The sequence below is a fragment of the Ornithinibacillus scapharcae TW25 genome (genome assembly GCF_000190475.1).
GTDB classification, from domain to species: Bacteria; Bacillota; Bacilli; order Bacillales; family Amphibacillaceae; genus Ornithinibacillus; species Ornithinibacillus scapharcae.
This window is the reverse complement of the sequence record NZ_AEWH01000059.1, coordinates 16,181-38,772: the sequence shown is the minus strand read 5'-3', so window position 1 is coordinate 38,772 and position 22,592 is coordinate 16,181. Positions and strand designations below refer to the sequence as shown.

The 22,592-nt window shown below is 35.9% G+C and carries 23 protein-coding genes; 13 read left to right on the top strand and 10 right to left on the bottom strand.

The window, feature by feature from the left end:
* Nucleotides 1-226: 226 nt before the first annotated feature.
* Nucleotides 227-1,411, top strand: a complete 1,185-nt coding sequence (locus G5W_RS0115755; RefSeq protein ID WP_010098146.1) for a CapA family protein — start codon at nucleotides 227-229, stop codon at nucleotides 1,409-1,411.
* 242 nt (nucleotides 1,412-1,653) lie between these two features.
* Here the strand turns inward: G5W_RS0115755 and G5W_RS0115750 are convergent, their stop codons facing one another.
* Together G5W_RS0115750 and G5W_RS0115745 are read right to left on the bottom strand one after the other, a co-directional pair.
* Nucleotides 1,654-2,346 carry a DUF1129 family protein gene (locus tag G5W_RS0115750; protein ID WP_010098144.1) on the bottom strand — a complete coding sequence of 231 codons (693 nt, stop codon included), beginning with the start codon at nucleotides 2,344-2,346 and terminating at the stop codon, nucleotides 1,654-1,656.
* Nucleotides 2,336-2,677: a PadR family transcriptional regulator gene (locus G5W_RS0115745; RefSeq protein WP_010098142.1), complete on the bottom strand. Its 342-nt coding sequence runs from the start codon at nucleotides 2,675-2,677 to the stop codon at nucleotides 2,336-2,338. Before G5W_RS0115745 ends, G5W_RS0115750 begins: the two co-directional genes overlap by 11 nt.
* 144 nt (nucleotides 2,678-2,821) lie before the next feature.
* On the opposite strand from G5W_RS0115745, the gene G5W_RS0115740 reads away from it, so the two are divergent.
* Nucleotides 2,822-3,637, top strand: a complete 816-nt coding sequence (locus G5W_RS0115740) for a DUF368 domain-containing protein (protein WP_010098140.1) — start codon at nucleotides 2,822-2,824, stop codon at nucleotides 3,635-3,637.
* Between the two features lie 61 nt (nucleotides 3,638-3,698).
* A complete protein-coding gene (locus tag G5W_RS0115735) occupies nucleotides 3,699-4,019 on the top strand; it encodes a thioredoxin family protein (RefSeq protein WP_010098138.1) in 321 nt (106 codons plus the stop codon).
* Between the two features lie 77 nt (nucleotides 4,020-4,096).
* Here the strand turns inward: G5W_RS0115735 and G5W_RS21380 are convergent, their stop codons facing one another.
* Nucleotides 4,097-4,744 carry a VOC family protein gene (locus G5W_RS21380; RefSeq protein WP_010098137.1) on the bottom strand — a complete coding sequence of 216 codons (648 nt, stop codon included), beginning with the start codon at nucleotides 4,742-4,744 and terminating at the stop codon, nucleotides 4,097-4,099.
* A 169-nt stretch (nucleotides 4,745-4,913) separates the two neighbouring features.
* On the opposite strand from G5W_RS21380, the gene G5W_RS0115725 reads away from it, so the two are divergent.
* From G5W_RS0115725 to G5W_RS0115715, 3 genes are all read left to right on the top strand, one after another.
* The gene (locus G5W_RS0115725) at nucleotides 4,914-5,600 is read left to right on the top strand and encodes a response regulator transcription factor (RefSeq protein ID WP_010098135.1); all 687 of its coding nucleotides are present in this window, start codon (nucleotides 4,914-4,916) and stop codon (nucleotides 5,598-5,600) included.
* A 1-nt stretch (nucleotide 5,601) separates the two neighbouring features.
* The gene (locus G5W_RS0115720) at nucleotides 5,602-6,942 is read left to right on the top strand and encodes a HAMP domain-containing sensor histidine kinase (RefSeq protein WP_010098133.1); all 1,341 of its coding nucleotides are present in this window, start codon (nucleotides 5,602-5,604) and stop codon (nucleotides 6,940-6,942) included.
* A gap of 99 nt (nucleotides 6,943-7,041) precedes the next feature.
* On the top strand, nucleotides 7,042-7,830 hold the full coding sequence (locus G5W_RS0115715) for a PepSY domain-containing protein (RefSeq protein ID WP_010098131.1): 789 nt from the start codon (nucleotides 7,042-7,044) through the stop codon (nucleotides 7,828-7,830).
* Nucleotides 7,831-7,877: 47 nt separating this feature from the next.
* Here the strand turns inward: G5W_RS0115715 and G5W_RS0115710 are convergent, their stop codons facing one another.
* The 5 genes from G5W_RS0115710 to phnD all read right to left on the bottom strand — a co-directional run bounded on the left by G5W_RS0115710 (nucleotide 7,878) and on the right by phnD (nucleotide 13,045).
* Nucleotides 7,878-9,452, bottom strand: coding sequence for a bifunctional metallophosphatase/5'-nucleotidase (locus G5W_RS0115710; RefSeq protein WP_010098130.1), 1,575 nt, complete (start codon nucleotides 9,450-9,452; stop codon nucleotides 7,878-7,880).
* Nucleotides 9,453-9,588: 136 nt separating this feature from the next.
* A complete protein-coding gene (gene phnE, locus G5W_RS0115705) occupies nucleotides 9,589-10,389 on the bottom strand; it encodes a phosphonate ABC transporter, permease protein PhnE (protein ID WP_010098129.1) in 801 nt (266 codons plus the stop codon).
* Nucleotides 10,389-11,198: a phosphonate ABC transporter, permease protein PhnE gene (phnE, locus tag G5W_RS0115700; RefSeq protein ID WP_010098128.1), complete on the bottom strand. Its 810-nt coding sequence runs from the start codon at nucleotides 11,196-11,198 to the stop codon at nucleotides 10,389-10,391. The genes phnE (G5W_RS0115705) and phnE (G5W_RS0115700) overlap by 1 nt, the downstream gene beginning before the upstream one ends.
* Nucleotides 11,198-11,971, bottom strand: a complete 774-nt coding sequence (gene phnC / locus G5W_RS0115695) for a phosphonate ABC transporter ATP-binding protein (RefSeq protein ID WP_010098127.1) — start codon at nucleotides 11,969-11,971, stop codon at nucleotides 11,198-11,200. The genes phnE (G5W_RS0115700) and phnC overlap by 1 nt, the downstream gene beginning before the upstream one ends.
* Nucleotides 11,972-12,097: 126 nt before the next feature.
* The gene (gene phnD / locus G5W_RS0115690) at nucleotides 12,098-13,045 is read right to left on the bottom strand and encodes a phosphate/phosphite/phosphonate ABC transporter substrate-binding protein (protein ID WP_010098126.1); all 948 of its coding nucleotides are present in this window, start codon (nucleotides 13,043-13,045) and stop codon (nucleotides 12,098-12,100) included.
* 236 nt (nucleotides 13,046-13,281) lie between these two features.
* Between phnD and G5W_RS0115685 the strand changes: the two genes are divergently transcribed.
* From G5W_RS0115685 to G5W_RS0115670, 4 genes are all read left to right on the top strand, one after another.
* A complete protein-coding gene (locus tag G5W_RS0115685; protein WP_010098125.1) occupies nucleotides 13,282-13,980 on the top strand; it encodes an ABC transporter ATP-binding protein in 699 nt (232 codons plus the stop codon).
* Nucleotides 13,977-15,359, top strand: coding sequence for a hypothetical protein (locus G5W_RS0115680; protein ID WP_010098124.1), 1,383 nt, complete (start codon nucleotides 13,977-13,979; stop codon nucleotides 15,357-15,359). Before G5W_RS0115685 ends, G5W_RS0115680 begins: the two co-directional genes overlap by 4 nt.
* 116 nt (nucleotides 15,360-15,475) lie before the next feature.
* Nucleotides 15,476-15,838, top strand: coding sequence for a YppG family protein (locus G5W_RS21375; protein WP_050801690.1), 363 nt, complete (start codon nucleotides 15,476-15,478; stop codon nucleotides 15,836-15,838).
* Nucleotides 15,839-15,958: 120 nt separating this feature from the next.
* Nucleotides 15,959-16,681: an alpha/beta hydrolase gene (locus G5W_RS0115670; RefSeq protein WP_010098121.1), complete on the top strand. Its 723-nt coding sequence runs from the start codon at nucleotides 15,959-15,961 to the stop codon at nucleotides 16,679-16,681.
* Nucleotides 16,682-16,745: 64 nt separating this feature from the next.
* On the opposite strand, the gene G5W_RS0115665 is transcribed toward G5W_RS0115670, so the two are convergent.
* Together G5W_RS0115665 and G5W_RS0115660 are read right to left on the bottom strand one after the other, a co-directional pair.
* Nucleotides 16,746-17,600 (bottom strand): DegV family protein, encoded by an 855-nt coding sequence (locus G5W_RS0115665; RefSeq protein WP_010098120.1) that lies wholly within the window; start codon nucleotides 17,598-17,600, stop codon nucleotides 16,746-16,748.
* A 68-nt stretch (nucleotides 17,601-17,668) separates the two neighbouring features.
* Nucleotides 17,669-18,577: a DMT family transporter gene (locus tag G5W_RS0115660; RefSeq protein WP_010098119.1), complete on the bottom strand. Its 909-nt coding sequence runs from the start codon at nucleotides 18,575-18,577 to the stop codon at nucleotides 17,669-17,671.
* Between the two features lie 485 nt (nucleotides 18,578-19,062).
* Between G5W_RS0115660 and cshA the strand changes: the two genes are divergently transcribed.
* From cshA to G5W_RS0115645, 3 genes are all read left to right on the top strand, one after another.
* Nucleotides 19,063-20,535, top strand: a complete 1,473-nt coding sequence (cshA, locus tag G5W_RS0115655) for a degradosome RNA helicase CshA (RefSeq protein ID WP_010098118.1) — start codon at nucleotides 19,063-19,065, stop codon at nucleotides 20,533-20,535.
* A gap of 165 nt (nucleotides 20,536-20,700) precedes the next feature.
* On the top strand, nucleotides 20,701-21,180 hold the full coding sequence (locus tag G5W_RS0115650) for a PH domain-containing protein (RefSeq protein ID WP_010098117.1): 480 nt from the start codon (nucleotides 20,701-20,703) through the stop codon (nucleotides 21,178-21,180).
* On the top strand, nucleotides 21,170-22,591 hold the full coding sequence (locus G5W_RS0115645) for a PH domain-containing protein (protein ID WP_237706227.1): 1,422 nt from the start codon (nucleotides 21,170-21,172) through the stop codon (nucleotides 22,589-22,591). Before G5W_RS0115650 ends, G5W_RS0115645 begins: the two co-directional genes overlap by 11 nt.
* The last annotated feature ends 1 nt before the right edge of the window (nucleotide 22,592 follow it).

Here is a 22,592-nt window from a genome sequence, read left to right as displayed (position 1 = left end):
AATATTCCTATCTTTCATAGGAATATTATACATTAGCAATTAACGACTTTTTCTCTAATTTTTTAACTATTAGTGGCTTATCATGAATGCAAACACTCGTTTAATGTCATATTAAGACTAATGATGTAGACAAGCATATGGAATTTTGTAGATAACTTGAAATAATAGGAAATTATTTCCTTAATATGTGATATAATTAGTAAAAAAGTATGAGAGGCCGTTTGCGATGATTAGGGATAATGCATTAGGAATCATTGTAGTTATGTTTTTAAGTTTCCTATTAGTTTCCTGTGGTGGAGATATAGACAAAAATGGTAAGGCTGATAATCGAACTGCGGGGTCCCACCCGAAAAAGGAAATTATAGAAAAGGAACCAAAAGAACCAATTGAAGTGAAACAAGAAATATCTATTGCCGCTATTGGAGATATGCTTATTCATAATAGTGTTTATAATGATGCAAAGGTAGAGAACGGTTATGACTTTAAACCAATGTTGGAGCGTGTAAAACCTTACTTAAGTAACGCCACTATTTCCATTGCAAACCAAGAAACTATGATTGGTGGAGAGGAGATTGGGTTATCCTCTTATCCTAGATTTAATAGTCCTACAGAGGTTGGTGACGTTTTAAAATGGGCTGGTGTAAACGTAGTTACATTAGCAAATAATCACACGTTGGATAAAGGAGAAGAGGCTATCCAACGGGCGATAGAGCATTGGGAAACAATCGATATGACCTATTCTGGAGCATATAAAGATTCTCAGGATCGTGATCGTATTCGAGTAGTGGAAACAAATGAAGGGATATCTGTAGCTATTTTATCTTATACCTATGGAACGAATGGGATTCCAGTACCTGAAGGAAAGGATTACCTTGTTAATTTAATTGATCGAGAAATGATTGCTTCTGAGATTAAAGAAGCAAAGGATTTAGCTGACATAGTCGTACTCGGTCTTCATTTTGGAAATGAATATGAACGGTTGCCTAACCAAGATCAAAAAGACTTAGTACAATTTGTTGCGGATGAAGGCGCGGATGTTGTTCTTGGTCATCACCCCCATGTATTACAACCAGTGGAATGGGTTTATGGTGAGAATGGTAATCAGACATTAGTTATCTACTCGTTAGGGAACTTCCTTTCCGGGCAGGATGAATTTTATCGCCAAGTCGGTGGTATGTTTAAGTTCTATGTCCGTAAAACAATAGAAGGAGGAGAAACAACCGTAGAAGTACATTCTCCGGAATTTCTCCCTACCTATGTGAGATATCAAAATTGGCGTGACTATGAGATTATTCCTATGTACCAGTTAACGAATGAAGAGTTACCAAATGCCAAGGAGCGGTACGAGGAAATTAAAGCCCATATGTCCATGTGGCTCCCGGAATTGAAGTTTATAGAGGATGAAGAATGAGACTAGGGCGGACCATATTTAGACGAAATTAAAAGCGAACAATAACTTAATTAAGCACCGGTAATATACGGAGACTCCTGCGGGAGGAAAGGCATAGGTGAGACCCCACAGTGCGCTAGCACGAGGAGGCTCACCAGCCGCCCGCGGAACGCGAAGTATATTTCCGGTGCGGTTTTTCCACTATCTATTGTATTGTTCAGATTCTAATTAGTTTATATCACTTTTATCCCAGCCTCATTCTTTTATTTTGTAATTCTATAACGTTTGTTTAAAATTATGGCTAAGAGGATAAATAATATCCCAATTAGCATGATAAAGATATTAGGTATATGAATGGCAACACCAAAATCTGGTATAAGGAATGGCATGAAGATGGTAAGTGCGATATAAGCGGTACAAATTAACCAAATTTGTAAAAACTCAACCCATTTATTTGGCTTTTTTTGCTTAAATGTTGAACTCTTCATCCATTTTAGGACAATAGCGACAAAAATAAATAGTAAAACTAGACCAAGTATGGTAACAACGATACCTTTGCCGAGTGTAAACGTGAATTGCTCATAGCCAATTTCAAACAAATGGTATATCCCATAATTAACTACACCGAAAACGGTAGCTACTAGACCAATCATTTGAAAGATTAGATAGGTACCAAATAGAAGAGTTTGTGACTTCTTCTCGCCTGGTATTTCCTTTATAACCTCTTCACAGTATTGTTTTAAATCGCTCCCGAATACATCTTTTGCAGATTTACCTTCCTTTTGTGCTTGTAGTAGATGCTCTAATAGCTCTAATAGTACTTCTTCTGTTTGTTGCTCTGATTTTTTAGCATTTAACCGAATGTAAACCAACATATCTCCGTAAATGGCTTCATTCTCTTCTGTAAGTTCTTTACGCATTTCATTATTTAGCTTAATAATATCCTTAGAGTTCATTTGTTTCTCCCCCTTTTTGTAAGATTTTTTCAACGGGCCGTTTAATGTTTTCCCATTGAATCATAAACTCTTTTAAAGATTCTTTACCATGTGCTGTTAGATGATAATATTTTCGCTTTGGGCCTAATTCTGATTTTTGCATCGTACCTTCAATTAACTTTTCCTTTTGCAGTCTTAACAACAGTGGATAGATGGAACCTTCACTTACATCCGATAATCCAAACTCCTGTAATCGTATGGAAAGTTCGTACCCATAGGTTGGTTGTTGGTCAATGATGGATAGAATACACCCTTCCAGTACTCCTTTTAACAGCTGGCTTCTTAACGACATGTCAAACACCTACCTTGTATAACAAGATACTTACGATAGGCTACCTTGCGATGCAAAGTAGCTACCTTAATTATACGATTTTTCTATAAAATGCAACTAAATTTTGGTAAGATAAAGATAGGTCTGTATAAAGGAGAAAAAGTAATGGAATGGAAAAATATTTATCGTGGCCTGATCATGGGCGCGAGTGACGTAATACCAGGTGTGAGTGGTGGGACGATTGCGGTATTATTAGGGATATACGATCGACTTATTGCTGCCATCAATGGGATATTTAGTAAAGATTGGAAAAAGCATTTAGCATTTTTAATTCCACTCGGATTAGGTGTAGGATTAGCAATCCTTCTGTTAAGTAGGCTGATTGAGTGGTTATTTGAGCATTACCCAGGGCCAACTCAATTCTTTTTCTTAGGCTTAATTGTTGGGATACTTCCTTATCTTTTTAATCAAGCAGAGGCAAGGATTAACTTCCAAACAAAGCATTATATTGTTTTAATTATAGGTGCGATAATAGTTGCATCTATGATGTTTCTTCATGAAAGTGAAAATGTCGTAATAGAGGAAGTTACCTTTTCCACATACGTAATATTGTTTTTCTCTGGATTTATTGCAAGTGCGGCAATGATACTCCCTGGTATTAGTGGTTCGTTTATATTACTTGTCATAGGTGTATATGCAACAGTCATCAGTGCGATTAGTAATTTACAGCTAGATATTATTGCTGTAGTTGGCATTGGAATATTTCTTGGGATAATAACAATGAGTAAAATTATTAACTACTTTTTGCAAAACTATCGAAATATGACATTTTCTCTTATTATCGGATTAGTGTTGGGATCTATTTTTGTTATTTTTCCTGGCTGGCCTGAAACGAGTAATCTTTGGATGATAAGTGTAGTGGCTTTTGCAGTAGGAATTTTTGTAGCTTATATATTGGGGAGAGTAGAGTATAAACAATAAGCAAACTATAAGACAAACGTTTGTTTAATGCGTACAATAGTGGTGTAAAGGAGAGATATCGATGGAATATATACAATCAATGGAAAAGTTTAATGAGGTAATTCAAAGTGAAAAGCCAGTAATTATAAAGTTCTTTGCGGATTGGTGTCCAGACTGTAAACGAATGGATATGTTTATTGATGGAATACTAGAAGAATTTAAGAACTATGAATGGTATGAAGTGAATACGGACGAGTTAAAAGGCATTGCTGAAAAGTATGAAGTTATGGGAATTCCAAGTGTACTTATTTTTCAAAACGGAGAAAAGCTAGCTCATCAACATAGTGCCTATACAAAGACTCCGGAATCCGTAACAGAGTTTTTACATCAACAATTAGGATAAGGGTTAATGAATCAAAAATCCGAACTATTATCATCAGCGATTGATATAGTTCGGATTTTTATATACCTTTCCTTACTCTAAGTTAAGTCAAAGGAAAGATTAGTATTGTTTTGAAACACTAACTTGGTGTTTTGTAATGTAAAATGATTCGTTAAGATCTTCTTGTTTTTTAGCTGGTAAATTTTCATAAATCTAGCTTTTTCTACTCCACCAATATTCACTTTGGATATTAATCGTGGATTAGCAAGGCTTTGTATAAATGGACCACCAAGAGGATTATTCCATTCAATGAGAAATGGCAAGATTTCTTTCCCTATCTCATACTTGGGAAAAAGCATTCTCCAGGATAATAATGTGCCGTCTGGTTTCATTCTTTCACCAGAAAAAGGACCGTCATATGGAATATTATTATGATGAAAGTGTTCGATATAATCATCCATTTGATCTGTACGGAGCGCAAATTGAAAAGGGCCGGTTTTCTCATGTTCGAGCATGTATACAAGATGTTTAATGAGAGGGTTGTCGCTTTTTCTCGCTATTTCATGGTGTTGAACACCGAGCCATTCGATATAAGCTTGATTTGAAAAATACGCGAGGTAATTATAGGTTCCCCAATCCGCATGCTCTCCTCCTTTGACAGCTTTTACGGCAAATCGCTTATTATAAGAAATGCTATCTTCTTCCGCATTCTTTCCGGCAATAACTATATGATCGAGTGCAAGCATGTCAATACCTCCCATGACTAAAAAGTACCATAAAAATAATATTAAAATATATTGTTTTCATTATTTATCTAATTCACTTGAAAAGCAATTATTTCATCTTTATTTCTCATCAATTTTTAATATTTCTTTGATATAGTAAATGAAAAAGGAATCATAAGTGGGTGAAAAAATGGAACAGCCAATCATCTTAATTGTAGAAGATGAAGAAAAACTAAGTAGGGTCTTACAATTAGAACTAGAGTATGAAAATTATCGTACTCATATTGCTGATAACGGAAAGGATGCTCTCCGTTTAATTGAAGAGAAGGAATGGGATCTCGTGTTACTTGATATTATGATTCCAGAGCTTAGTGGATTAGAAGTACTAAGAAGGATTAGACGTACAGATGAAAGTACACCGATTATACTGCTTACAGCAAGAGATGCCGTTCATGATAAAGTAAGTGGACTTGATATTGGGGCCAACGACTATGTTACGAAGCCCTTTCAAATCGAGGAGCTGCTTGCACGAGTTCGTGTACATTTAAGAAAACCAGTAGAACGAAAAGTAAAAAAGGATATACTTTCTGTAGGGGATTTATCAGTGGATTTAGGTGCGCATGAAGTATATCGGGATGGAAAAAGGGTTGAATTAACACCAAGGGAATTCGATTTACTTGTTTGTCTCTTGAAGAATAAGAATATTGTCCTGACACGTGATCAGCTAATTGAACAGGTTTGGGGCTATGATTATTATGGGGAGACGAATGTAGTAGATGTTTATGTGCGATATTTGCGTCAGAAAATTGATAAGGGATATCCAACTGCCTACATTCAGACAGTACGAGGTGTTGGCTATTCCATAAAGGAACAGTAATATGAAATTACGGACCAAAATACAGTTATTTACTAGTTTATTTATGCTTTTGCTTGTTTTACTTATCAACGCTTCTATTTATTTGCTGTTTTATCGGAATTCCGTCGATAGTGAGTTAAACGAGTTAACGGAACAAACTACGACAATAATCCAAACGATGAATAAAAATCAGGAAATACCTGCTAAAGAACTATTGGAGGCATTCCTACCCCCAGATGGAATGATTCGGGTCTTTCCTGAAAATGGGGATCCTTTAGTATCTTCGAAGCCTGGTATAGATTATCTAAATTTTCCTGGAAAATATTCTAATAAGGAAATACGACAGGTAATAACTTATCAAGGTGATCGTTTCGCAACTGTATCAAGGCCATTGATTTGGAGTACTGGTGAGATTGTCACTCTTCAAATATCCAAGCAATTAGTGGGCTTGGAAGAGAATATGAGAAATCTATTCTATGTATTAATCGTAGCTTCGATTATTATTATTATCCCAATTATTATTGCAGGAAATATACTAGCTAGATTTCTTCTGAGGCCAATAAAAACGCTCATAAGTACGATGAGAGAAAATATGAAATTTACAAAATGGCAAAAGATTGAGTTAAACAATCGTTCAAAGGATGAACTTTATGAAATGGAAAAAACCTTTAACGAGATGATTGATTCATTAAAGGAAAACTATGAAATGCAGGAAATCTTTGTTTCTGATGCATCTCATGAACTTAAAACACCAATTTCTATTATCAAAAGCTATGCCCAGCTATTAGAGCGAAGGGGAAAAGAAAATCCAGAATTAATAGAAGAATCACTAGAAGCGATTACTTCAGAGGCAAATCGTATGCAGAAGTTGGTAGAACAGATGTTAGCATTAGCTAAAAATAAGGAAATTCATAGTGCTGAGCGAATAGTGCTAAATGAGTTATTAGGAGAGACTGTAGAAGTTTTTAAAGGTGCGTATGGACGTGAAATTGAGTTTTTAGATGAAGAGAAGCAACTTCAAGTACATGGTAATCAAGACCAGTTAAAGCAAGTATTTTATATTCTCATCGATAATGCACTGAAATATAGTGATGATAAAGTAAAAGTGTCAATTAAGCGTGTCGATGAACAGGTTGCAATATCGGTTGCAGATCATGGAGCAGGTATACCTGACGAAGAGCAGGATCGCGTTTTTGAGAGGTTTTATCGAATGGATAAGGCACGGAGTAGAAATACAGGAGGAACTGGACTTGGTCTAGCTATCGCAAAGACGATTGTAAATATTCACGGGGGAACAATTACTGTGGAGAGTAAACTTGGTGAGGGATCGACCTTTACTGTAAGATTACCAATATATGATTAGATTCTATTTCTTTTCTCATCAAATTCTAATCTTTCTCTCACAGTGCTTTCATTCTTGGGGTATATGATAAAGACAACAAGAACGAGGAGGAAATAAAACATGAAAATGAATAAAAAAGTGTTAATTACAGTATCCAGTGTAGCAATTGCATCTGTTTTAGGCTTGGGAATTTATCAATCAAATGCAGCGCAAGCAGAACCGAAGTTAAATAGGGATGAGATAAAAGAACTTGTTAGTGCACAATATCCAGGAACGATAACGGAGATTGACATTGATAAGGGATTTAATAAAGTGATTTATGAGGTAGAAGTAGAAAACGGTGGTACGGAATATGAAATTGAACTAGATGGTAATACCGGAGAAATATTAAGGTTAGAGGAAAAGAAAACATATAAAGCAAAACAAGATACAACTGATTTAGCTATTAAAGAAAAAGAACAAGAAAAGTCTAGTGAGAGTATTAAAGACGATTCTACAACTACAGATGATTCAAAGAAAGAACAAGAAAATAACACTAAACAAACAAATAGTAATAACAGCAGATCACGGGTTGTAATAAGTACTGAAGAAGCCAAGAAAATTGCACTTGCTGAATTTGATGGAAAAATTAAAGAATTAGAGCTTGATGAAGATGATGACCGATATATTTATGAAATCGAGATTAAGAGCTCAACAGGAGAGGCTGAGTTGGATATCGATGCTTATACTGGTGAAATCATTTCCATCTCCATTGATAGTGATATCTCAAAGCCGAAAACGAACACGAATACAGAAAAGCCAGCAACCAATAAACCGTCCACTAACAATCCTATAAATAATGATGATGACGATGACGATGACGATGACGATTATGATGATGACCAAGACGATGACAATGATGACGATTAATATGGAATAGAGAAAGGAGCTACCATATAAGTGGTAGCTCCTTTCTGTCATACTCCTCTAATATGGAAGTTTGGAATAACTTCAGCCTTGACGGTCTTATGCTTTTCAAAATAAGCATGAATTAATTCAACCATATCTTTTTGAATCTCTTTTACGACAGGTTTATTTCGAAACATATGATAATTGCCTCCACCTGTTGCACGGTAATTGTTCATGACGACATGGTACGTTTCATGATCGTTTAATGCTTCTCCTTGGAAGGAGACATGCATTATCCGTTCCCCTATAGGTTTTGCTACATCGATGGTATAATTGATACCTTCCCACATATCGTAATTATAATGTTGGGCTTTAGGAGTAATATAAGTAGGATTAACACTTATGTTATTTTGATCGTCTAAAACAAAATATTCGGCTGTTTTTTCTAATGCCTGTTTAATATCCATGCCGCTGAGTTCTAAGACTACAAGCGTGTTAGGATAAATATAGTTCGATACAACATCTCGCATGGTTATGGTTTGATTAAACCCTTTTGCTTCATTATTTAGGAGGGCAGTTACCGAGATGTTTGCTCCACTTGCCTCCATCTGTACCTGTTGTATGAATTGAACAAATGGATGCTTGGATACTCTTGCTTGAAAAGGGTCACTAATCCTCATATCACCATCAATATAACCGATAGGCTGGTCTAACCAGTTTTGGGTGGAATTTTCGAGTTCCTCCATATACTGAAGAATCTCCTTATCGGCTGGTACATCACCGACGGGGTATATCGCTGCTTCTTTCTCCTTTATGACCCATTTACTCTCTTTCTGTTCGAATTGGATATCAATATCTCCGTACATGATTCCATTGTTTCCTGGTTGTGCAACTAAAACACCGTTAACTGTTCCAGTAAGCACCCGGTGTTGATGACCAGTTAGTAAGACGTCAATTCCTTCAATCTCAAGGCACATAGCATAACCTTGATTCTCTCCTGTTAGGGATTCTGTAGGTTCTCCAGTTTCCATATCTCTCTCTAAACCACCATGATAGGAAGCAATCAGTAAATCTGGTTTTTCTTCTTTTCTAATATGGTCCACCCAATACTGCAACGTCATTAATGCATCTTTAAAGTGAATTCCTTCAATATTCCCGGGAGATTCCCAGTTTGGTATATAGTGTGTTGTAACACCAACAACAGCGACACGTACCCCATTAGGTAAGGTTTTCATGATATAAGGCTTTCCAAAATAAGGATCACCTTGCTCATTGACTAGATTAGCTGATAACCATGGATAGGTGGATTCACTAATTGCATCGGCTAGTATCTCTTTACCAAAGTTAAATTCATGATTACCGATCACCCCTGCATCGATTCCAATCCGATTCATGATACCAATCATCGGATTTTCCTTATCCGAATGAGCTTTAACATAATGAGTCATTAGGGGAGTTCCTTGAATTAAATCTCCATTGTCTAATACTAGAACATTTTCATATTGCTCACGAATCTTTTTTACGATTGTGGCATATTTTGCTAGTCCTAAATCGCTATGTTTGTTTGTTCCGTAGGTAATTGGCATGGCATTGCCATGTACATCGCTTGTGTAAATAATTTTTAAGGTACTTGTATTCACCAAATTAGTAGTACATCCTTTCTTAGAAGAGATAGTTTTCTTATGCGGGCGAGAAAGATTTATATACTTTCCTATCTACCAACGAAAGAAACGAAATTAAAGAATGATCCATCTTCAATCTCGTTTCCGATAATAAAATTTATACTATTTTACGTCTAATTCTTGCAGAAGCGAAGTCGATAACCGTTACTACGATAATGATACCGAATAAGATCATTCCCATCTCGTTCCAGTTACGGTTACTAGACGCGAATATAATCATAGTACCGATACCACCAGCTCCAACAATACCTAAAATGGAAGATGCACGAATATCTACTTCAAAACGATAAATGGCATACGATAGGAATTCTGGTGTGATTTGTGGAATAACACCATAGAACAAGATTTGGATCTTGTTAGCACCATTCGCTTCCATCGCTTGCACAACTTCCATATCAATGGATTCGATGATCTCTGAGAACATCTTTCCAAGCATACCAGTTGAACCAATTGCGATAGCTAATACCCCGGCAAATGCGTTCGGTCCAACAGCTACTACGAATAAGATGGCTAGAATTAAGTCTGGAAACGCACGTATCGCAGATAGAATCCATTTACCGATAGTAGAGGTAACTTTTCCACCCATCATATTTTGAGCTGCTAGGAAAGCAAGTGGCACAGCTAGAATGGCTGCCATCAGGGAACCTGCAAAAGCAATAAATATTGTTTCTAACATTGCCTCTCCAACTTCACCGGCCGCAGCCCAGTCAGGACTAAATAACTTCGGAATTACTCTGTGGAAGTTGTTAATCGACCGTTCGATAGCCCGACCCCAATCGATATCGATAGTTACAAACGTCCATACATATAAGGCTAGCACTAATAATAAAATAATTAATGCTCTGGTTTTTTTAAACAATGACTTTTCGGGTTTTGGAGGTAATTGAAGATTTTCCATTATAGCAATGCCTCCCTTAGCTTGTTACTAATGTATTCGATAATCAGTACAGTAACGAAAATCACAATGATAATGGTCATGGCATTTGGATAGTTATAGAATTTAATTTGTTGATTTAAAACTAGTCCAATTCCACCAGCACCAACCATACCTAATACAACAGAAGCACGTACATTTATTTCAAACACGTACAGTACTAGAGATGTAAATTGTGGTGCAACCTGTGGAACTAAAGAATACCAAATAACCTGAAATACGTTTCCGCCAGAAGCACGCATGGCTTCTAATGGATTCATATCCACTGATTCAATCGTCTCACTAATTAGTTTTGCTAAAATACCTAAAGAGAAAACAGTTAATGCTAAGATACCTGGAAATACCCCGACACCGAATAGACCTACAAAAATTACCGCAAGTACTAAATCTGGAATCGTACGTAATAAGTTTAAAAATGTTCTTGTTAAATAATATAATGGCTTAAAGGTTGTAATATTTTGGGCAGATAGAACTGCTAATGGAACGGTAATAATTGCTGCAATCGTTGTTGCAATAATAGCCATTTTAATTGTTTCTAGCATTGAATCCCAAATTGCTGAAAGAATCGTAAAGTTGGGTGGGAAGAACTTTTCAATTACCACATACATATTTCCTAAAGCCCCGGAGATTCCACCAACCATATCTTCCTGTGTTCGGATCATACTAAATAGATAGAATCCTAGGATAACAAGAAAAATAATAGTAACTTGCATTTTGGTCTTGGCCGGATATAGAGGTATTGACTTTTGTGTAAGAGAATTATTTTTTGTCACTATTCCTCTGCCCCCCCACGCAAGTCATCTTCACGAATAGCCCGGCCATAAATTTCTTCAAAAGTCTTTTCGGTAACTTCAGAAACAGGTCCGTCAAATACAACCTCACCTGCGCGCATACCAATAATTCGATCTGCATACTCCATCGCCATGTCAATGAAGTGTAAGTTTACAATAGTGGTTATGTTATCTTCTTTATTTATCTTTCTAAGATAAGTCATTACCTGATGAGAAGTTGGTGGATCAAGTGAAGCAACAGGCTCATCGGCTAATATATAATTTGGTTTTTGCGTTAATACGCGAGCAATACTAACACGTTGTTGTTGGCCACCACTTAGTTCATCTGCACGATTATAGATTTTTTCATCGATATTGACTCGCTTAAGATTATTATATGCTAGTGCTTTATCTTCTTTGGAATAAAGATTAAAAATCGAACGTAGTGTGCCGGTGTGACCTAATCTACCTGCTAGTACATTCTTGAATACGTTAGAACGTTTTACTAGATTATAGTTTTGGAAAATCATACCGACTTTAGTACGGAGCTTGCGAAGATTTTTGCCTTTATATTTTAATATATCTTCGCCATCTACTTGAAGAGATCCAGAAGTAGGTGTTACCAATCGATTAATACTACGGATGAACGTAGACTTACCAGCGCCCGACAACCCAACAATAACAACGAATTCCCCGTCGTTTATTTTTACATTGATGTTCTTTAAACCTTCTGTTCCATTTGGATAGACAAGGCCTACATTCTTAAATTCTATCATTACAAATCCCCCATTAAAGGCATAGTTTTTCCTATTGTACCATTTTTCGATTAATTCTAACATATTTCTTACATAATAAAAGGGAAGTTAAGTAACCTTCCCTTTTATTTGCTATTAAACTAATTCTTAGTCTAGACCAACTGTATCTTTGAACTTAGCATAAGTATCCTTAACTACTTGATATTCAGCATCTTCTGCTTCATCAATAGCATCCCAGTTGTATACTTCGTTCATGATTTCAATCATTTCTTTATCATCATTGAATGATAGGAAGACGTCTTTGATCTTTTGGACGAATTCTTTATCCAGTTCTTTTGTTACCGAAATAGTATCATTTGGAATTTCATCTGTATATGTTAATACAGTTAGTTTATCCATGATGTCTGGATAATCTTCTTCTAACTCTGTACGAACATCATCAAAAGTAGTTGCTACATCAGCATCCCCTTCATAAACTTGAAGAGCAGCATTATCATGTCCACCAGCACTGATAGTTTCACTAAAGAACTCTGTTTCTAACTCAGCAGCCGTAGCAATATCAAACTCTTCCATAAGTTGGTTTGCAGGGAATAAATATCCTGATGTTGAACCTTGGTCACCATATGCCCAAACTTTACCTTCTAAGTCTTTAAGGCTTTCAATACCTGAATCAGAACGTACTAGGTATTGAGCTTTATATGTACCTGAACCATTACGGATTGATTTTAAGATTACTTCAACTCCATATTGCTCGTTAGCTAGTACATATCCAAATGCTGGGATAAAACCAATATGTACTTGGTTAGCCCCCATTGCTTCAACTAGTGCGTTGTAATCTGTCATTACTTGACTTTTTACCTCGATATCTAGTTCTTCACCTAAGCGATTAGCTAATGGTTCTACAGTATCCGCAATCGTATCAGAATCTTGAGATGGAACAAATCCAATAACTAATGTTTCTGGGATCATTCCTTCACTTGAATCTCCATTTGACGATCCGTCTGATGCATTATTTTTCTTATCATCAGAACTTCCACATGCTGCCAGTACAAGTGCTAATCCTAGAATAAGCACTAGACTATAAAGTTTCTTCATTGTGACCCTCCTAAAATTTAAAAAATTATTTAAACTCACTACTTAATTAAATAATAAATTGAACAAAAAAGCTAGACTTTTTTGCTCAATTTACACCTATTTTACATGCTTATTATTATAAATAGACAAAGTTTGATGTATATTAATAGTGTTTCTAATTGCAATAGTATGGCACATTATACTATCTGAAACTTAATCTTATGTTATCTCGTAATACTTCATGGATGGTGATTATTTTGAAAATATTAGATGTGAAAAACTTAGAGGTCGACGTAAAAACTACTAAACTATTAGATGAAGTTTCGTTCACCTTAAATGCGGGGAAGGTTACTGCTTTAGTTGGCCATAATGGTGCTGGTAAATCAACATTAATGAAGACTATAATGGGCATTCAAGAGAAGACGGCTGGAGAAATCATAATTCAACAATCATTCGACCAGGATAATGATTTTCTGGAATATAAAAGAAGGATTGCGTTTATTCCAGAAGAGCCTATGCTTATGTCGGAGTTAACTGCAATGCAGCATTTTCAACTTTATGGAAAAAGCTATCAAGTAGAGGAATCTGAATTAATCAACCGGATAGAACGCTATGTTGAAGGATTTGAACTTCAAGGGAAACTAAATGAGTTTCCAGAGTCACTCTCTAAGGGAATGCGTCAAAAGGTGCAAACGATTTGTGCTATGATTCCGGATGTTCCGCTATTGCTAATTGACGAGCCTTTTATGGGATTGGATATATATGCAGTGGATTACTTTGAAGAGATGATGAAGGAAAAAATAGAAAGAGGAACAAGTATTTTACTAACAACCCACCAATTAGAACGGGTTAAAGGAATTGCAGACCAATTTATTATGTTACAAGACGGCAAACTTCTACATCATGGGGCAATCTCAGACTTTGATACGATTAAAAGGAGAAGTGACGAAGTATGACATATCCTTCTACCTTAAAGTCATACTTGTTTTTAAAACGAAATAGGGCCAAAAAGAAACGAGCGGTAAAAAAACAATTATGGCAAATGTCTATGGATAAAACAACCGCTTTTTACTTGGTTATCTTAGGTGCGTATGTATTTGCAAGTATCTTTATTTTTAATGATTATTTAAAAGTGTTTGAGGATGAATTTATCTTTATTGAGAAGCTATTAGCAGAACGCTTTTGGCTTATATTATCAATTGTTCCAATACGTTATGTGTTTCAGGCTTTTCGACATCCAGGCGTGCTCATCACTAGTTCAGAATACCAATTAGCAATGCTGCCACATTCTATTAAGAAAATTGCTCTCTATATTGCACTGGAAAAGTGGATAAAGCTATTGCTTCAATATTTACTGGTTAGCATGGTAGTTATTATGATTACGCCAATTAATTGGTTGTTAGTATGTAGTTATTTCCTGTTATTTTGGTGTGTAGAATTGTTCATGACTATACCGCAGTGGAAGCTATTTCAGTCTCATCTATTCGTGAAGGTAAGTTATCTCGTACTTATAGTCAGTTTGTCTATGATCGGAGAATTAACAGATAGCAACCAAATAATTGGTACGGTCACGATAATAGGAGTTCTAGTCGCGAATATCTATTTTGGAAGAAGTTTATTTGATAATGTTCATTGGGGAAGAGTTACAGAGGTTAATGATTATTTGGTTTGGAATATGCCACTAGTATCAAAAGCAATAAAGGTAAAATTTAAGAGACAGAGAAGATATAACATGTTTCAAAATAGAGCATCAAGAAGAAAACCGTTTCAATATCATCATCATTCGATCCATAAACGGTTATGGTTACAATTGTTTAGGGAGAATGTTGAATATATTTTACAAGTAATAGCCGGTTTATTTAGTGCCATTATTATATTTGCATTTATTAGTGAATTGGTGACATTTATAGGAATCGCGATTAGTGTACATGTTTACACTAGCTTTGTAACAAGTATATATAGAGAACGTTTTGTTTCGGGGATTGTTCAGATTTTACCATGGGATGTAGTAGGGTATCGTCATACGATTACACGATGGATATATGTTGGGTTTGTTCCGATTATGATTCCAATTATCATATATGCTATCATTCATTATTCTTGGTGGAGTATTGGATTAATTGGTTTAGTAGTAAGTGTGTTTTTACTTAATGTAGAAACTAAATTGGACAATATGGCCCTTCAATTAGATAAGAAACTTGGTGAATTTGCGATAAAGGATTTCGTTTCTTTTGGGAGTTTGGGTTTCATTATCTTGTTCTATCTTAATCCATACTATTCCCTTCTATCAATAATCATCATTTTATACTATATGTATCAAAAAAAGGGTTACTAAAGGATAAGAAGCACGAGTAGCGAATCTCGTGCTTTCTTCCTTTTAGGTTCAAACACACAATTCCTATCCTTGCATACTATAAAAATAAAAAGGTAAAAGGGAAAGGGTGTGTCATGATGAGACAATTTGGGCATCCTCCATATCATAATCGTCAAAATTATCCATACTATAGTGGGCAAATGCAACAACCTTTCCATCCCTCACCATATTATCAACCACAGCAAAATTACTACCAGCAACCCCAAACCCCCTTTGAGGCATTTGCAAAACCAAAGCAACCACAAGATTGGTATACGAATAATGAAACTCAAGGTGATTATCAACAAGCCCAACAAGGTATGACATCACAAATTCAGGGTCAAAATACTCAATTGAATTTGGATAAAGTGCTAACGACGGTTAGTCAAATAGCCAATACCTACCACCAAGTATCACCGATTATTAAACAATTTGGTGACTTTATGAAAACATTTCGGTGAATCTGCTTTATTGATACAGGGACAAAGAATATGAGATATCTGTATGATTTAGCCAACTATAGGGCAAAAGTAAACTACAAGCTCAGGGTCAACTAGATTTTTCATAAAGGAGAATAATTCATGATAGGTTGTCTAATTATCCATGGGTTTACCGGTGGTCCTCATGAATTAGAACCACTCACAGAGTATTTAAAGGAACAAACAGATTGGCATATTTCAGTCCCAACATTACCTGGTCATGGGAGAAAACTTGCACTAGAAGATGTCGATTATAAAAGCTGGATTGAAGCGGCTGAAGTTTCACTCAAACAGTTAAAGGAAGATTTTGATGTTATTTATGTGATTGGTTTTTCGATGGGTGGAATGATCGCAGCATATCTAGCTGCAAAATATAAGGTGGATAAGCTTGTACTTTTGGCTACCGCTGGAAAATACTTATCATTTAAACAAATTAGTGTCGATACTTTTGAAGTTATTAAGGATGGTTTAACTGGGAAGCTAGGGCAAAATAAAATCTATCGCCACTATAAACGTAAATTAGGTAGTGTACCATTGAAGGCTAATCTGGAGTTTTTGAAATTAGTTCGCTTAACAAGGAAATCATTAAAGGATGTTGAAGCGCCTGTATTAATCGCACAAGGACAGATGGATAGTATGGTTCCTTATAAGACTGCTTATTATTTAGATAAAGAAATTCCAGCAAAAAAGAAAGAAGTTGTCTTTTTTGAGCGGTCAAGACATTTAATTTGTTTAGGAAATGATAAGGATACATTAAATCGAATGGTACATGAGTTTCTAGAAAAAGCACCAGAGGTAAAAGAAGTTTCAGCAGATTTTATATAGGTATATGGAAAAACCAACGCATTCGTGGTCAAATGCTGCGAATGCGTTGGTTTTGTTATGGTGATTAATCCTTAAAGAAAGAGATTACTAAGGCACCTTCACCACCATAGGTAGAAATAAGGGGACCAGTTTCCGTTACGTACGTTTCTTTAAAATTATATTTTGCTTTTATTTCCGCAAGTACGGACTTAGCTCTTTCTTTCGCGTTACAATGCGTCATCACTAAAACTTTATCCTCAAATGTTTTTGCGTATTCCCCAAGTTGGTCAACAAAACGACGAATGGATTTTTTCTCTCCTCGAACTTTTTCCGTTACTTCTATAGTTCCTTCTTCGCTTGCCTTCATGAGTAATTTGATATTCAATGTTTTAGCCAATGTTCCCTTTAATTTATCAATTCTGCCACCTAGAACAAGATTTTCTAATGTTTGTAGGACGAAAAGTGTAGCCGTTTGTTTAACCATATGATGAAGATGTTCCACAATCTTTTCGAAGGAATTTCCTTTCTGAATCATCTCATATGCTTCAAATAGCAGTAATGCTTGTCCGCAAGAAGCTGTCTTGGTATTAATTACTTCAATTTTTCGGTGTGGCTCTTCTTCGAGAATCATATCTCTCGCTGCTACTGCATTTTCGTATGTACTGCTTAATCCACCAGATAAGCTTATCATGATTATTGGTTTATCTGCTTCAACCTGTTTGTATCCCTCATAAAAGTCATTTGGGCTAGGTGCAGCCGACCGAGGTAATTCCTTCGTTTCTTCAATTTTTTTATAGAACTTCTCTAGATCGAGTTCAACCCCACTCTTATACTGCTGGTCTTTGAAATTTAAATATAACGGAATCACGTTAATATCAGTAGCTGCTAACAATTCCTTTGGGATATCTGCCCCGCCATCAGTCATTAACTGTATTGTCATCGAATCACCTTTTTCTACAGTAGTTATTGTTATTATAACGATTATTAGAAATTTAATATAGTTACATCTTATTGACTCTTTTTATGAATTGTAACATTGGACTTCTTAGTAGTGCTCATAATGAAGAGGAATAACCCGAATATGACAATGGTTCCACCTAACCACTGAGACCAGGTGATTTTCTCACCTAATATGAAATACGCGAGAACTGACGCTCCGATAGGCTCGAACACGATGGCCATACTAATAGTAGAAGTGCTCAACCATTTTAATGCCCAGTTAAATAAGGTGTGGCCAAAGAAAGTTGGGAAAATAGCTAATGCTAAAAATATTAACCAATGATCCGCAGAATAACCGAAAAATGGATTTTGTAAAACAATATTATAAAGAACTAATGTAATGGAACTAACTCCATAAACTACATAGGTATAAGTCATCAAAGAAAGACGACGACGTGCATTTTGACCAAACAGGAAGTATACAGTGATGGCAATTGCACCGATGAATGCTAGAATATCACCAAATAATGCCATTCCACTGATTTGGAAATCTCCCCAACTAATAATCACACTTCCTAATAGAGCGATTATCATACTAATAATGGCACCAGCAGTAAATCGTTCCTGGAAGAATAAATACGTTCCTAAAAAAGCAAATATAGGTTGCAAGGTAACTAATACAACAGAACTAGCCACAGAAGTATAATTTAGTGATTCAAACCAGAGAATAAAATGAAAAGCCAGAAAAATCCCAGCAAGACTTGATAGTAACCAGTCTTTCTTTGTGATTAATCTAAACTCGTGACGATATTTCCATATCATAATGGGAGTCATTAATAAAACAGCTATTAGTAATCGGTAATTGGCAATAATTGCAGCAGGAGCATTCTCTGCTAACTTTACAAGTACTGCCGATGTAGAAACAGCGATAACCCCTATTACTACTGCCATATAAGGATTGAATGGAGGTAATCTCATTCTCGTATCCTCCTACTAGTTCAATTTTTTGTGTCAAATTTTCAATTACCTATTTTACCATGTTTATTGGTAAAAATCATTTGCAACTAGCTTGTACTATTCTACCTATGTTATCATAAAATAACGGTTTAATTTGCCACGGTGCTTATCGTCTGATATGACAGACTTTATAGCCTCTTAAAAGTAAAGTGCTTTTAAGTTGGAATCAGACAGGCTGGAACAGTAATTTGGTTAATCTAAAATAGTGCATGTTTCGCCACTATGAGTGTGTATTTTAGTATGTTTCGGTCTCTTTACCTTATCTTGTAATGGGGAATTTCATTAACATTATCTAAGGAAATGTTCAAAAACTTATAAGGAACATGTAAGATTTTATATAATGGATAAGATATGATAATAGGGTGATGTTTTCTCGGTATAGGCATCACGGCAAGTTCAAGCGCTAATACAAAATATAAATTTTAGCACAAAGGAGAAGTAAAAGCGTGACAACATTTAATGAATTAAATATTTCAAGCCCAATTATGAAATCGTTAGAAAAAATGGGTTTTGAAGAAGCAACACCAATTCAATCAGAAACAATCCCTTTAGCATTAGCAGGTCATGATGTTATTGGTCAAGCACAAACAGGAACAGGAAAAACTGCCGCGTTTGGTATTCCGATGTTGGAGAAAGTGGATACATCTGCAAGAAAAGTACAAGGACTTGTGGTTGCACCAACGAGAGAATTGGCAATTCAAGTTGCAGAAGAATTAAACAGACTAGGTAGGTTTAAAGGTGTACGAGTTCTTCCTGTGTATGGTGGAGCACCGATGGATCGACAAATCCGTTCATTGAAAGACGGTCCACAAATCGTCGTTGCAACTCCAGGAAGATTATTAGATCATTTTAGAAGAAGAACAATTCGTGCAGATATTGTCAATACGGTTGTTTTAGATGAAGCGGATGAAATGTTAAACATGGGATTCATTGACGATATTCGTGAAATTCTAAAACAAGTTCCATCTGAGAGACAAACATTATTGTTCTCAGCTACGATGCCAAAGGAAATTCGTGATATAGCAACAAACCTCATGAATTCACCTAAAGAGGTTAAGGTTAAAGCGAAAGAGATGACGGTTGAGAATATTGACCAACAATTTGTAGAAATTCCTGAGAAATATAAATTTGATACACTTACGAATTTACTAGACATGCAAAATCCAGAGTTGGCTATTGTGTTTAGTAGAACCAAAAAACGTGTAGATGAGATTACTGAGGGACTTCAAGCAAGAGGATTTCGTTCAGAAGGAATTCATGGAGACTTAACACAAGGAAAACGTATGTCTGTTTTAAATAAATTCAAAAATGGACGTGTAGATGTACTGGTTGCTACAGACGTTGCCGCTCGTGGACTTGACATTTCTGGTGTTACCCATGTATACAACTTTGATATTCCACAAGACCCTGAAAGTTATGTACACCGTATTGGGCGTACAGGTCGTGCTGGTCGTACAGGTGAAGCAATTTCATTTATTACTCCTAGAGAAATGGCACACTTACGTCTCATTGAGAAAGTTACGAAGAGTAAAATGAAACGTATGGTTCCTCCAACCAATAAAGAGGCTCGTATTGGACAACAACAAATTACCGTTGAGAAGATATTAGCAACTATTGAAAAAAATGAACTTGATGCATATCATCAAACAGCCAATGACCTACTGGAAGAACATGATTCAGTTACAATTGTTGCTGCAGCGCTTAAAATGCTAACAAAAACGAGAAGAGATGTTCCAGTTCAAATTTCTTCTGTTGCTCCTATTAGCGTGAAGAAAGCGCAGCAAGGTAAGTCACGTTCCAATAATAAACGTTATTATGGTAAACGAAATCAAGGTAATGGTGGAAGAAGTCAGGATGGACGTAATCAAGGTGGAAGAAACCGTAAAGGGAATTTCCAAAAAAGAAGAAATCGTGACTAACTTCTAGAAAAAGCTCCTAATGTTTAGGAGCTTTTTTGTACGTTTAGAGTGAAAATAGAGTACCATGAAAGCTATTAATCGTAGTATTATTTAGTATAGAATTACAAAAAGGGAAAATACTGGTTAGTTTTATGACATATATCATAAAGGGGGGATGGTGACTTTATGAGGAAGCCACCAGTACATACAATATCCAAAGATGCGATAAAAGCATGGAAAATCACAGCCGCGTTATATGAAATTATTGTTTGGCTAATAAGCATAGTGGCGATAGTATTGCATTTTGTCTTAGACTTTCCACTGTGGATCGTACTAATATTAATTCTAACAAGTATCGTTAGTACATACTTAACTGTATTTTTACTACCAAAGCTTCGCTGGAGAAGATGGCGTTACGAAGTGTTTGATCAAGAGATTTATATTCAACACGGAATACTAGTTGTTTCTAGAACACTTATCCCAATGATTCGTGTACAGCATGTTGAAACAGAACAAGGTCCAATCTTAAAAAAGTTTGACCTAGCAAGTGTTTCGATATCGACAGCTGCTACCACACATAAAATACCGGCACTATCAAATGAAATTGCTTCAGACTTAAGGGATAGGATCTCTACTCTAGCAAGGGTGGATGAAGATGATGTCTAAGCCAGAAAAGTTACATCCAGCCACGATTGTATTTAATTTGATTAAGGGGATAAAGGATTCCATCTTTTTAATTATCCTAGTTTTTGTCACGATGTTTGATGATCATCTACTTTATGCCATATTTATTGTGTTTTTTCTTCTCTTATTGATAACAGGAACAAGTATTTTATCCTGGAGTCGATTTACTTACAGGATAGATGGGGATGAATTAAGACTGGAATACGGTATATTCATTCGAAAAAAACGGTATATATCCAAAAATCGAATCCAGTCTATCGATTTAACACAAAACTTATTACATAGAATCTTTAAGCTTGTAAAGGTAGAGATTGAAACTGCAGGTACAGGTTCAGAAGCAGAGGCATCACTCCTTGCGTTGTCGTTAGAAGATGGCGAGGCATTACGTGCAGAATTAAAGACGCTTAAGAAAAATGAGGAGGTTGAAGAGGAGACTTCTACTGTACCGGCTGAGACGATTTCTCGAAAACGTTTGATTTTTGCAGGAGCTACCTCGGGCAGTATTGGGGTAATCTTAGCATTAGTGGGATTTGTATCATCGGAAGTAATTAGATTTATCCCAAATAGTTTTTATGATGAAGCATATAAATGGCTAATTGGCTTAGGGCTCTTATTGATGATACTAATGGGAATTGGTGTCTTACTTCTGGTTTGGTTATTGGGCATATTAGGTACGATGACCAAATATTGGAACTTCACGGTCTCAAAAGTTGGAGAGGACATTGTAATTACCCATGGATTGATTGAGAAAAAACAAATAACTATCCCAATAAGACGTATACAAGCAGTAGGCCATGTCGAGAGTGTTTTTAGACAGCCATTTGGTTATTGTACAGTAATAGCAGAAATTGCAGGAGGTTCAAATGAAAAAGGAGAGCAATTCTCCACTGTTCTATTCCCGGTATTAAAAGTAGACGAGTTGAACTCCTTTCTACAGAAGTTTCTACCAGAATATCAAGCAGACAATAGAAAAATGCATTCCCTTCCTAAGCGCGCTTTGAAATACTATATAGCACGAGTGTTCTTCCCTGCATTACTATTATTGATAGCAGTAGGGATTGTGGTCCCGCATTTTATCTGGGTCCCGATTTTGTTGCTGATTGGAAGTATAATACTTGGGGTTTTACAGTATAAAGATACTGGTCACGTAATGGATGGAAGAAAATTATCTATTCGATACCGAACCTTAAGTAAGACTACGATGGTTATGAACCATAAACGAATACAAGCCTTAAATAAAAAGCAACATTTTCTTCATAAACGGGAAAATTTAGCCACGATAAAGCTTTCCATTGTTGGGAAAATGGGGTTAGGGAAACATTACTTTGTGAAAGAGTTAGATGAAGAAGAATTGCATCATGTAGCCGATTGGTATTCTTATCGAGGGGTATAAC